An 11721-nucleotide genomic window follows, 5' to 3' on the forward strand; every position below is an offset into this window, starting at 1 on the left:
CCTGGAGAGACCTACGTGAATGACCCGGCGCTGACCGCCAGTTCGCATCGCAGAATTCGACAAAGCAATGAAGTGGCGGCCCTCAAAGCCCTTCATCAGTTCGGGCGTCTCAGCCGAGCCGAACTCGCGCGCAAATTGCGTCTTAACCGCTCTTCGTCGGGGCATATCATCGCCAGCCTGACGGCTGACGGCCTGGTGCGCGAAGCGATTGAGGATCCGCCTGAACTACCGGGCTATGCCCGGGCCGGTCGCCCGGGCATCATGCTCGAACTCGTGCCGGATGCCATATTTTTCCTTGGGGTCGAGATCGGTGTCGAACATATCAGCACGGTCGAGATCGATCTCGGGACCAACATCGTTTCGACGAATGTAGAACCGTTCGATGGGCCCTCGATCAGCGTCGAGGCGGCGGTCGACCGCGCGGTGAGCCTGGCTCTTCAATCCATTCCGGCGTCAAAGCTGGAGCGCTGCGAAGGCATTGGCGTATCGACGCCGGCGCAGATGGACAAGCATGGCCTGATCCGCCTGGCGCCGCTTCTGGGCTGGCGAAATGTTCACCTCGCCGACCTGGTCAGGGACGCCTTGCCGCTGCGCGTTCCGGTCCTTGCCGAAAACGACGCCAACGCATTCGCCATCGGCGCGACCTACGGGCGCAGCGAGGCGCATTCAGGCGTGACGCTCTTTCTCGTGATGGAGAGTGGCGTCGGCGGCGGCATCATCATTGACGGCAATCTCTTTCGCGGCGCCAACGGGCTGGCTGGCGAGATCGGGCACTTGATCATCGGCGACGCGCCAGGCCCGCGCCGCAATCTGGAACAACTGATCGGCCTTGAGACCATCATGGGGGAGTACCGGAAGACCTCCGCCCTCGATCATCCGACATTTGGCAACTTCCTCGCCGATGTCCAGGATCGGCTGCCCAGCGCCGTCTCTATTGCCGAGCAGTGGGCAAAGGCCTTGGCAATTGGGCTTGTGCAGGCTTGCCGGATCATCGACGCCGACCGGATCGTGCTGGGCGGTTCGGTCGCCGCGCTCTATCCCTTGATGACCGCCAGGGTGGCTGCACACATCCATGCCATACAGGAATCCAGTTTCCCATTCCCATCAATCACGGTGAACGATGAAGGAACTCTCGGTTCCGCCTTCGGTGCGGCCTGTATGTTGCACCAGCGTTATTTGTCTTTGGAAAGCCAGCGTTTCGCCGATGACACGGCGGAACTCGAAGAGCTGGAATAAGACGAAGGCTGACTTGATGTGAAGTCGCTTTTGCAAGCGATTTCACAATGGCGGCAAATCCCCGCATAGTCTCGGTCGATTAATATGTTGCATAAACCTACAAACACTCATAGTGTGCCTTCTGGAGGAGTAATCGCGCATTCCTAACCGTAGCCGTCCCGGGCTGTCGTTCGCTGCCGAAAAGGACTGGCGCCCGGCGGCCACGAGACCTGCGGCTGGCGCGTGTTCCGATGTTGAAAGTGCCCAATAGCCGAGCCATGCGATGCCTGCAGATGCGATTCTAAGTCAGACCAAGCTCGCAGCGGATGCACTGGGGCCAACCGTCGTTATCGGTGAGATCCTGGTGGAGATCATGGCGAAGAGCCGTGGCGACGGTTTCCTCGAACCGATCGAACTCATCGGCCCCTACCCCAGCGGCGCGCCGGCGATTTTCATCGACCAGTGCGCGAAGATCGGCGGCTCGGCGGCAATTGTTGCTTCGGTCGGCGATGATGATTTCGGCCGCATCAACATCGAACGGCTCCGGTCCGACGGCGCGGATGTATCGGCCATCTCGGTCAGCCCGGATTATCCGACCGGAAGCGCGTTCGTTCGCTATCGCGACGATGGCTCGCGCGACTTCGTCTACAACATCGGAAAATCCGCGGCCGCGCTGGTGAGCCTGACGGCTGAGGCGAAAGCGCTTTTCGCGCGGGCCGGGCACCTCCATGTCATGGGTACCGCCTTTGCCATCCCGGGGGCCTGGGAGATGATGGACCACGCCATCGGTGTCATCAAGCAGCGCGGCGGTTCCGTTTCACTCGACCCGAATTTGCGCAAGGAACTGCTCGGGCTCGGGCAGACGCAGGAACGCTTCGCCAAGCTTGTGGATGTCGCCGACCTTATCCTGCCCTCGGGCGACGAATTGTTCATGGCAGCTGGAGTTGATGGTGAATCCGCAGCGGTCACCGCGCTCCTGGCCCGCGGCGTGACGGAGATAGCTCTCAAACGCGGCGAACATGGATCGACATTCTTCGGCCCCGACGGCTCACGTGTCGACTGTCGGGCGTTCAAGGTTGTGGAAGTCGATCCGACAGGCGCGGGCGATTGCTTCGGCGGCGCTTACGTTGCTTGCCGCCGTCTCGGCATGCCGGTATTCAAAGCTCTGGAATATGCCAATGCCGCGGGAGCTCGCAACGTCACCGTCCAAGGTCCGATGGAAGGCGCCGCCTCACGCCCGCAGCTTGACGAATTCATCGCCGTGACCCCGAGAAGCCTGCCATGACCGGCCTCCTCAGAAGCCTGGCGGTGGCGCGGCGCAAGGGTTCGCCGATAGGCGTCACGTCGGTCTGCTCGGCACACCCATTGGTCATCCGGGCGGCAGCGCGCAACGCCGCACGCTTCTCCGACACGCTGGTGATCGAGGCAACCTGCAACCAGGTCAATCAGTTCGGTGGTTACACCGGAATGTTGCCCAGCGATTTCGTTCGTCTCGTCCAGCTTATATCGGCGGAGGAAAAACTCCCGACGGAAAGGATCATCTTTGGTGGCGATCACCTAGGGCCAAATCCGTGGCGCAAGGAAGATGCCGGCGCAGCGATGGCGAAAGCGGAAGAGATGGTCACGGCATACGTGTCTGCCGGCTTCCGAAAGATCCACCTCGATGCTTCGATGGGATGCGCCGGCGAGCCTGCCGCGCTCGACGACGCCACGACGGCGGAGCGTGCAGCACGGCTGGCCTTGGCGGCAGAGCGCGCGGCGCGCGCCGCTGGAGGTGAAGCGCCGGTCTATATCATCGGCACCGAAGTGCCGGCGCCCGGCGGCGCCAACCATGCGATCAACGACATCGAGCCAACCAGCATGGCGGCGGCGACCCATACGATCGATGTTCATCGCGACCTGTTCCTCAGCCAGGGCCTGGCCGATGCGTTCTCACGCGTCATCGCACTGGTGGTCCAGCCGGGCGTCGAGTTCGGCAATGAGAATGTGGTCCTCTACGATCGCGCCAAGGCACGGGGGCTGACGCAACTGCTTGAGCAGGAGCCGAGCCTTGTCTTCGAGGCGCATTCGACCGATTACCAGGGACAGGTATCTCTGCGCCAGTTGGTCGAGGACGGCTTTCCGATCCTCAAGGTAGGGCCGGAATTGACCTTCGTCCTACGCGAAGCGCTCTACGGGCTGGACCTAATCGCAACCGATCTTTTGCCGGACTACGGAGCCCGTCCGCTCTATCAGGCCATGGAGCGGCTGATGCTGGCCGAACCCGCCAATTGGCAGGGCCACTATCACGGCTCGGGAGCCGAACAGCGCCTGCAGCGTCACTACTCTTTCTCGGACCGCATCCGCTATTACTGGAACCAGCCGGAGGCGGAAGCAGCGGTTGCGAAGCTGACAGCGGCCCTGCGCGGCAAGACGGTGCCGCTCACGCTGTTCCGGCAGCATCTGCCTGCATTCGAGGCGTTTGCAGGCAGACCGCTCGAGCCGACCTCGTTACTGATCGCCTCGATCCAGCGCAGCCTGGACGAGTACCGCTTCGCCTGCACGGGCGAGGCGCCCAATACCGAAAGCAATTCGACGGATGGAGGACGAGGATGAGCGGACAACTCTCTGGAAAGGTCATCGCAATCACCGGTGCGGCATCGGGCATCGGCCTTGCCTGTGTCCGCGGTTGTCTCGATGCGGGTGCACGCGTGGTTCTGATCGACTATGCGGACGACAAACTGCGCAGCCTGGCTGCTGAGCTCGGCGAGAATGCAATTCCCTTGCGGGTGGATCTCACCAATCCGGAAAGCGTGGCGGGGATGATGCCCGGCATTCTGGACAAGGTCGGTCATCTCGATGCCTTCCATGCCAATGCCGGCGCCTATATCGGCGGCGATTTCATCGATGGCGACCCGGACGCCTTTGACCGGATGCTGGACCTGAACGTCAATGCCGTGTTCCGAACGGTCCATGCGGTCCTGCCGCACATGATCGAGCGGGGCACTGGAGACATTGTCGTCACCAGTTCCGTCGCCGGCCACACCGCTGTGCCGTGGGAGCCAATCTACACGGCTTCCAAGCACGCAGTTCAGGCGTTCGTCCACGCACTGAGGCGGCAGGTCGCCAAACACGGCATCCGCGTCGGCGCGATCGCCCCCGGCCCGGTGCTGACGCCCCTTGTCGCCAACTGGCCGAAGGAGAACCTTGACCGGGCGATGGCGTCCGGAAATCTGTTCGATCCAAAGGAAATCGCCGAAGTCCTGCTGTTCATGCTGACGCGGCCGCGGACGGTAACGATCAGAGACATCGTCATTCTGCCGGCCAACTTCGACATCTGAAACGCAGCACCTCGGCGCGGAGGTTCAGGGAGGTTGACCATGTACCAGGCGCGTTTCAGGGTGGACGACGAGGTCGCCGTGGTGACCGGCGGAGGCAGAGGTATCGGCCTCGCATGCGCGGAAGCGTTGGGCGAGGCCGGAGCCTTGCTGGTGATCATCGAACCGGATGAGCAGATCGGCAGGGCCGGGACGGACGCGCTGATCGCGAAAGGCCACAAGGCCGAACTGGTGATCGGTGATGTGACATCATCGGCAGGAATGACCGAGATCGCCGACATGCTGGCTGCCCGAGGCACTCCCGCTTCGATCCTCGTCAACAATGCCGGCATCGGCAACAGCGGCATTTCGTCGGAGGACGTGGACGACGAACTGTGGCTGCGCATGATGAACGTCAACGTCAACGGCGTCTTCTGGTGCTCCCGCGCATTCGGCAGGCACATGATAGCCGCCCGGCGTGGCTCGATCGTCAATCTCGGATCGATGTCCGGCACGGTCTGCAATCGACCGCAACCGCAGACGCCCTACAACGTCTCGAAAGCAGCCGTCCATCACATGACGCGCTCGATCGCCGCCGAGTGGGCGCCGCATGGGGTGCGCGTCAACGCGGTTGCACCAACCTACATCGAAACGCCGATGGTTCTGGCAAACCCGGAAAACAGCACGCGGATCGAGACCTGGTTGAACGACACGCCGATGGGCCGAATGGGGCAGGCATATGAAGTCGCCAGCGCCGTGCTGTTCCTCGCTTCCGACGCGGCCAGCCTGATGACCGGGGCCGTCGTGCCTGTCGATGGCGGTTTTACGTGCTGGTAGGACGAGAGCGACCGGGAATTTCCTCGCGCGACGGCCCGAGCGAGATCGGCCGCCACATCCTTCATCGGGCATGCATTGCGGTTGCCGCGGCACTCTCAAGTACAAATCCCTCGCGTGCCCGGTGCACGTACAGCCCATCGGTCAATCGCGCCGCGTCGATGGCCGCGGGAGCCACGCTGTTGAACCCGAACAATCCGTAGTGATGGGCAACCATGTCGCCGCAACCGACTGCCCGGGCGATGGCAATGGCTTCCATCAGGTCAAAGTTTCCAGCCACGCCATTGGTGGACAGATCCGCCCTGCGGCCATTGACGGGCAGCAGCGCGATGTCCGGCCGCAGCATGCCGACCTCTTCCTCCAGCCCCAAGAAATCTGGCCCAGGCCGGGAAGACTTTCATGATCGAGCTTTTGCCGGTGGTCACGCCGATGAAATAGAGCGTCGGCCTGGTCGCTGGTTCGTAGGCGGTCACGCGCTTGCCTCCAGAGCCGGCCCTGACGGCCGCGGCGTTCCTCGCCGGCACAACGCCGAGCCTTGCGATCAGGTCGATTGGGTCGTTCATGAATGATCCTTTGCTAAGGCCAGAACGGTTCATCGTTTCACGGAAACGCCGGACCGCTCCATCTCTTTGTTTTTGGCGCAATTCCGGGCGGAAAACCGTTTCACACTTTTCCTGGAATTGCTCTCGGCTCGTCAGGCGTATTTCTTCATCAGCGCATCCGCCTGCTCGCCGGTGCGCGGCTTATAGACCGCGTTGTCGATGAGACTCCAGCCGCCGTCCGCGGACGCGATCACACGATGGCGCATGCCGTTCGAGGCTTCGATGATGGCATAATCCTGGCCGCTGTCGGACGGATATACGAAGACCATGACGAGATCCTCGGCGCCGGTGTTGATGGTCCGCCATGTTCCCGATCCGGCAACGACCGCAATGGCCGCGAAATTGCTGCTCGCATACCGCCAGGCTGCAAATCAGCAAAGAGAGATTGCACCGTTGCTCGCCGAAATCCGCGGCTCCAGCCCAATCCAGAAGCCACGGAATTGAAATCGGAATTTGCTCATTTCCGCCCAATGTACATGGCGCAAAAGTGCACAGCGGTTTTGCGACGCTTCAGTCAGCGAGCGCCGGTAACGTCGGCCGAGTGGCCTGCATGGCGCATCATGCGGCGGAAACTCATGGAGATATGCGCCCGCCTGATGTGCCCGATTGAGTCCCAGTCGCCGATTTCCGCGGCGGCAAGGACTTCCTCCATCTCGCGGCGGAAGGCGGTGAACTCGTCCACCAGGCCGAGTTGGGGCATCATCTTGATGACGACGCGCGAGACCTGGAAATAGAGCCGTTCGCTGATCTCGCGCAGTGGCTGGTTCCCCGTCATGGCGCTGAGTTCGTAAAAGAAATCCATGTTGAGGCGCAGGAAGGCGCGCTGATCCGGCTCGCGCATATCGGCATCGCATCGCTCGATCAAAGCCCGGATCCGTTCGAGATCCGCAGCCGTGCGCGGGATCGGCGAGAGCTTGCCGATCAGCAGCGCCAATTCCAGACGCAAATGGTAGACCTGCTGGAGCTCCTCGACATCGGCGTCGGTGACGATCGTGCCGACGCCATGGACGGATTGGACGAGACCTTCCGATTCGAGGCGCGTGAGCACACGTCGAACCGGCGTGCGGCTGATCTCGAACTCCTGGGCGAGCTCTTCTTCCGAAAGATGGCTACCGGGTGCGTATTCGAGCAGGCAGATGCGGTCGCGCAATATCAGGTAGATGCGTTCGAACCGCTCCCGTGCCGAAGGCGGACGCGGGGCCGCAGAAGCCGCCGCGATCACCGTGTCGTCCGCTTCAAGCGTCATCCAGCCTCCAGAACGGCACGGAGGAACTGCTGCGTGCGCTCATTCTTCGGCGCTCCGAACAATTCCTTCGGCGGACCCTGTTCGCAGATCTTGCCCGCATGGAAAAAGCAGACACGATCGGAAAATTCCTTCGCGAAGCCCATCTGGTGGGTAACCATCAGCATGGTCAAATCGTGCTCTCTGCCGAGCTTGCGAATAACCTCCAGCACTTCGCCGACAAGTTCGGGATCGAGCGCCGAGGTCACCTCGTCGAACAGCATGATCTTGGGCCGCATGGCGAGCGCGCGGGCGATGGCGACACGCTGCTGCTGGCCTCCGGAAAGCTGCGAGGGGTAGTGGCCCTTTTTCTGCCCGAGCCCTACCATCTCCAGCAGATCGGCCGCGCGCGCCTCCGCGTCCGCGCGCTTCATGCCGAGCACCGTGATCGGCGCCTCGATGCAGTTCGCCATCGCGGTCATGTGCGGGAAGAGGTTGAACGACTGGAACACCATGCCGATCTTGGCGCGGATCTTGCGGATGTGATTGATATCGGCCGGCACCAGCTTGCCGTTCCGGTGCATATGCGTCAGCGGCTCGCCCTCGACCCAGATCACGCCGTCATTGATCGTTTCCAGCGTCATCAGCATGCGCAGCACCGTGGTCTTGCCCGACCCGGACGGGCCGATGACCGAGACCTTCTCGCCGCGCTTTATCTCGAGATCGAGGCCGTCGAGCACGGTCAGCGCGCCATAGCGTTTGGAGACGTTTTCGAAGCGAACCATCGGTTGTTCGGTCATCGCATGGTCCTCCGGTTGAGCACCCCTTCGAGGGAGCGGATGAGGGCGGCCGAAACCAGGCTCATCGCAAGAAAGAACAGGCCGACCAGCGTGATCGGCTCGGTGTAGCGGAACGTCTCGGAGCCGATGATCTTGGCGGTCTGCATCAGCTCCAGGACCGCGATCGCCGAAAGCAGCGGCGTCTCCTTGAACAGCGCGACGAGATAGTTGCCCAGTGCCGGCACGATCGGCGGGATGGCCTGCGGGATGATGATGTCCTTGAACGTCGTCCACGACGAGAGGTTGAGCGCGATCGCGGCTTCCCATTGGCCACGATGAATATTGTCGAAGCCGGCGCGGTAAACCTCCGAGCAATAGGCGGCGTAGTGGATGCCGATGGCGAGCACGCCGGCCGTGAAGGCGTCGAGCACGACGCCGAATTTCGGCAGCACGAAATAGAGGAAGAATATCTGGATCAGCAGGGGCGTCGAGCGGATCAGCTCGACCAGCACCGAGATCGTCCAGCCTGTCCACGGCACCGCTATGCGCACCACAGCCAGGACGAGGCCCAGCAACGCGGCGATTATGAAGCCAAGCAGCGTCGCCTCGATGGTGACGATCGCCGCGCGGCCAAGCACGGGCAGGATTTCGAAGGCGAATGCCCAGTCCCAGATCATGCCGCCCTCCCCCGTGCAAGGCCCAGCGAGGCGCGCCTTTCAAGAAGCCGCATACCGATCGTCAGCACCAGCGACATGGCCAGGTACATCAGCAGGACGAGAGTAAAGATCGGGATGGTCTTGAACGTGTTCTGATTCATCTGCTGCGCCTTGAAGGCCAGGTCCGAAAGGGTGATCAGCGAAACCAGGGCGGTCGATTTCAACAGCTCGATGAAGAGGTTGCCCCAGGGCGGGATCATGGCGACGAACGCCTGCGGCAGGATGATCCGCCGCAGCATCTGGGCGCGGCTCATGTTGAGCGCGGTTGCCGCCTCCCATTGACCGCGCGCGACGGACTGGATCGCGCCGCGAACCACCTCCGAGCCATAGGCCCCGACATTGAGGCCAAGGGCAAGCACGGCAACAAGAAATGCGTCGAGCGAGACGCCGAATTGCGGCAGCACAAAAAACAGCCAGAACAGCTGCACCAGCGCCGAAGTGCCGCGGAAGATCTCGACATAGACCGTCGCCAGCCAGCGGAGCGGCGCCGGGCCGTACATCCGCGCCAGCGCGGCGAGCACGCCCATGACGACGGCGAGCAGGCTGCCCAGAAGGGCGATCTCGATCGTCAGAACCGCGCCTTGCAGCAGTCCCGGCAGGAAGAGGCTATAGGCCTCCTGCGTCGCCAGCACGCCGATGACGGCGAGTGCTGCGACAAGCATGCCGACCAGCGTACGGATTCCCATCTACCCCTCCTTGCAAAGGGGGCGGCGCGTTTTGCGCCGCCCAGCGGTAGGGGAAACTATTCGCCCGCGCAAAGCTGCGCGGTGGTCTTGTTCGGTAGGTAATCCTTGCCAAAGCCTAACGGCTCGACCAGCGCGATATGCTCAGGCGACCCCAGGAAGGTTTTCAGTTCGGCGTTGAACGCCTCCAGCAGGTCGGTGTCTTCCTTGCGGAAGCCGAACCCGCCATGGCCCTTGACCGACTTGCCGGCGACTTCACCGAACGGTGTCGTGGATTCGACCCCATCGGCCTTCTTTGCCATGTCGGCGATCGACAGCGCAGTCAGCGCCGCCGCGTCGGCCCGGCCTGCCTGAACGGCGGCGACCAGGCTGGACTGATCGGGCAGCGAGACGATCTGGTCAGCGGCTACGCCGGCGTCCTTGGCGTAGCCGCCCTCGACGGCGCCAGCCATCACGGCGAGCTTCAGGTCGGGATTGTCCTTGATGCTCGAATAGTCCTTCACGCCTTTCGGATTGCCCTTGAGCACGAGCATGGCTTGGCCAATGCCATAAGACGGCTCGGAGAAATTGATCTCCGCACAGCGCTTGGGGTTGATGAACATGCCGGCGGCGATGATGTCGAACCGGCCTGCCTTGAGGCCGGGAATGAGCGAGCCGAATTCGGTGAGAACGCCATCCACCTGCTTGATGCCCATCTTGGCGAGCACCGCTTTGGCGACTTCCGGCGCCTCGCCGGTCAGCTTGCCGTCTGGCGTGGCGAAGCCGAACGGCGCCTCGTTGGCAAAACCGACGCGAATGTAGCCATCCGCCTTTGCGCGCTCGAGAGTCGTCTGTGCCTGAGCCGGCAGCGATGTGAATGCCGTAGCCGTGAGCGCGATAAAAGCAGCGGCTCTCACCACCGCGCGACGTGATGTCGTTGATTTGAACATGCTTTCCCCTTTTCTTTTTCAATGGCTGGCCAAGCGGATCGATGTTTCTCCCACATCGTCGATTGGTGCATAAGACGTATACAACTGATCTGGACTTGCTGCAAGCGGCGTTGTAACAATCCATAAATTGCTGAGTGCGCATTGCTAATTTAGCGCACCCACTCTCTTTGTTGTGCACAATTAAGCGTCGTCGGCCGTGTTGGTGTACCCAGAAAAAATGCTTGGAAAGAGACCCCATGGACCGCAATCCGTTTTCCGAAGCCGAGCTGGCTGAACGTCTTGCGAAGCTTCGCGCAGCGCTGATTGAAAGTGGGCTCGAAGCAGCGATCATCGTCTCGCCGGAGAATGTTTTCTACCTCACCGGCCTCGATCACTGGGGTTACTTCGCGCCGCATTTCCTTATCGTTCCACCCGATCGAAAACCGATCCTGATCACGCGTTCGATGGAGCGCGTGACCATCGAGAACCAGGTCAAGGCGACAGAATTTCGCGGCCATTCCGACAGCGAGACCGCAGCCGATCTCGCTGCCCGTGTGCTGTCCGAACTCGGCCTCGCGGACAAGCCGATCGGGCTCGAATACTGGACGTCCGGACTGAGCCACGGCCTCGCTCTCAAGCTCAAGGCGCAAGTTGGTGCCAGTTGGAGCGATATCTCCGGTCTGGTCGACACGATGCGGCGTGTGAAAAGTGCCGAGGAACAGGCCCTCATGCGCCGCGCCGCCAAGGTGACGGACGCCGCCGCCGCCGCCGCGATCGAAGCGATTTCGGATGGCGCGGCCGAGCAGGATGTCGCCGCGCAATGCGTGGCGGCAATGATCAGGGCCGGCGGCCACGCTCCGGGCTTCGGCCCATTCATCCGCCCGGCCGCCCGGCTTGGCGAAGAGCACACCACCTGGGGCGACAAGAACTACAGATCCGGCGAGCCTGTGTTCCTCGAACTGTCCGGCTGCGTCTCGCGCTATCACGCGCCGCTCGGACGGCTTGTCCGTATCGGCGGCATCAGCGATGCGGACGCGGCGATGGCCGAGACGACCGCCAAGGCCTTCGACGCTGTGGTCGCTGCGCTCAAACCGGGCGTCAAGGCGCGCGATGTCTACGCGGCCTGGCAGGACGTCGTCGATGACGCAGGTCTCTCGCACTACCGGCGGCACCATTGCGGCTATCTGGTCGGCGCTGGCCAGCCGCCCTCCTGGACCGGCGGCAATTCGGTGACGGGGCTCCGCCACGATTCCGATATCGAAATCGAGGCCGGCATGAGTTTTCACATCCTGTCCTGGCTGATGGGCACGGGCCGCGGCGACGATTTCATCTCCAACACCGTGCTTCTGACCGGTAGCGGGGCGGAAGTGCTCACCCGCACTCCCACCGGCCCGATTGTCCGCTGATATGACGCGCTATTCCGCACTCTCGATTTTCCGCAACGCATCTCTCGATCGACCGCCGAT

Annotated in this window: 13 protein-coding genes and 1 pseudogene; 6 read left to right on the forward strand and 8 right to left on the reverse strand. The window is 62.3% G+C overall.

Annotated elements, in window-relative coordinates; all coding sequences use genetic code 11:
* Positions 1-15 precede the first annotated feature (15 nt).
* The 5 genes from MESS2_RS24400 (at position 16) to MESS2_RS24420 (ending at position 5348) form a co-directional block, all read left to right on the forward strand.
* Positions 16-1236, forward strand: coding sequence for an ROK family transcriptional regulator (locus MESS2_RS24400; protein WP_008877204.1), 1221 nt, complete (start codon positions 16-18; stop codon positions 1234-1236).
* A gap of 262 nt (positions 1237-1498) precedes the next feature.
* Positions 1499-2500 carry a tagatose kinase gene (locus MESS2_RS24405; RefSeq protein WP_008877205.1) on the forward strand — a complete coding sequence of 334 codons (1002 nt, stop codon included), beginning with the start codon at positions 1499-1501 and terminating at the stop codon, positions 2498-2500.
* Complete coding sequence (locus MESS2_RS24410; protein WP_008877206.1) at positions 2497-3810, forward strand: D-tagatose-bisphosphate aldolase, class II, non-catalytic subunit; 1314 nt, start codon at positions 2497-2499, stop codon at positions 3808-3810. Before MESS2_RS24405 ends, MESS2_RS24410 begins: the two co-directional genes overlap by 4 nt.
* On the forward strand, positions 3807-4535 hold the full coding sequence (locus MESS2_RS24415; protein WP_008877207.1) for an SDR family oxidoreductase: 729 nt from the start codon (positions 3807-3809) through the stop codon (positions 4533-4535). The genes MESS2_RS24410 and MESS2_RS24415 overlap by 4 nt, the downstream gene beginning before the upstream one ends.
* Before the next feature lie 39 nt (positions 4536-4574).
* Positions 4575-5348 (forward strand): SDR family NAD(P)-dependent oxidoreductase, encoded by a 774-nt coding sequence (locus MESS2_RS24420; protein ID WP_008877208.1) that lies wholly within the window; start codon positions 4575-4577, stop codon positions 5346-5348.
* A 61-nt stretch (positions 5349-5409) separates the two neighbouring features.
* Here the strand turns inward: MESS2_RS24420 and MESS2_RS24425 are convergent, their stop codons facing one another.
* From MESS2_RS24425 to ehuB, 8 genes and pseudogenes are all read right to left on the reverse strand, one after another.
* Positions 5410-5691 carry a hypothetical protein gene (locus tag MESS2_RS24425; protein ID WP_157357807.1) on the reverse strand — a complete coding sequence of 94 codons (282 nt, stop codon included), beginning with the start codon at positions 5689-5691 and terminating at the stop codon, positions 5410-5412.
* Between the two features lie 19 nt (positions 5692-5710).
* Positions 5711-5818, reverse strand: a pseudogene (locus MESS2_RS33995) (shikimate dehydrogenase); the annotation flags it as partial.
* Between the two features lie 221 nt (positions 5819-6039).
* Positions 6040-6279, reverse strand: a complete 240-nt coding sequence (locus MESS2_RS31470; protein WP_341872368.1) for a glucose-6-phosphate isomerase family protein — start codon at positions 6277-6279, stop codon at positions 6040-6042.
* A gap of 182 nt (positions 6280-6461) precedes the next feature.
* Positions 6462-7193, reverse strand: coding sequence for a GntR family transcriptional regulator (locus MESS2_RS24430; protein ID WP_008877212.1), 732 nt, complete (start codon positions 7191-7193; stop codon positions 6462-6464).
* Positions 7190-7969 (reverse strand): ectoine/hydroxyectoine ABC transporter ATP-binding protein EhuA, encoded by a 780-nt coding sequence (gene ehuA / locus MESS2_RS24435; protein WP_008877213.1) that lies wholly within the window; start codon positions 7967-7969, stop codon positions 7190-7192. Before ehuA ends, MESS2_RS24430 begins: the two co-directional genes overlap by 4 nt.
* Positions 7966-8625 carry an ectoine/hydroxyectoine ABC transporter permease subunit EhuD gene (gene ehuD, locus MESS2_RS24440; RefSeq protein WP_008877214.1) on the reverse strand — a complete coding sequence of 220 codons (660 nt, stop codon included), beginning with the start codon at positions 8623-8625 and terminating at the stop codon, positions 7966-7968. The genes ehuA and ehuD overlap by 4 nt, the downstream gene beginning before the upstream one ends.
* A complete protein-coding gene (gene ehuC, locus MESS2_RS24445) occupies positions 8622-9350 on the reverse strand; it encodes an ectoine/hydroxyectoine ABC transporter permease subunit EhuC (RefSeq protein ID WP_008877215.1) in 729 nt (242 codons plus the stop codon). Before ehuC ends, ehuD begins: the two co-directional genes overlap by 4 nt.
* Positions 9351-9406: 56 nt before the next feature.
* Complete coding sequence (ehuB, locus tag MESS2_RS24450) at positions 9407-10276, reverse strand: ectoine/hydroxyectoine ABC transporter substrate-binding protein EhuB (protein ID WP_008877216.1); 870 nt, start codon at positions 10274-10276, stop codon at positions 9407-9409.
* 236 nt (positions 10277-10512) lie between these two features.
* On the opposite strand from ehuB, the gene MESS2_RS24455 reads away from it, so the two are divergent.
* Positions 10513-11661: a M24 family metallopeptidase gene (locus tag MESS2_RS24455; RefSeq protein WP_008877217.1), complete on the forward strand. Its 1149-nt coding sequence runs from the start codon at positions 10513-10515 to the stop codon at positions 11659-11661.
* The last annotated feature ends 60 nt before the right edge of the window (positions 11662-11721 follow it).

Source organism: Mesorhizobium metallidurans STM 2683, from assembly GCF_000350085.1.
Taxonomy (GTDB): domain Bacteria; phylum Pseudomonadota; class Alphaproteobacteria; order Rhizobiales; family Rhizobiaceae; genus Mesorhizobium; species Mesorhizobium metallidurans.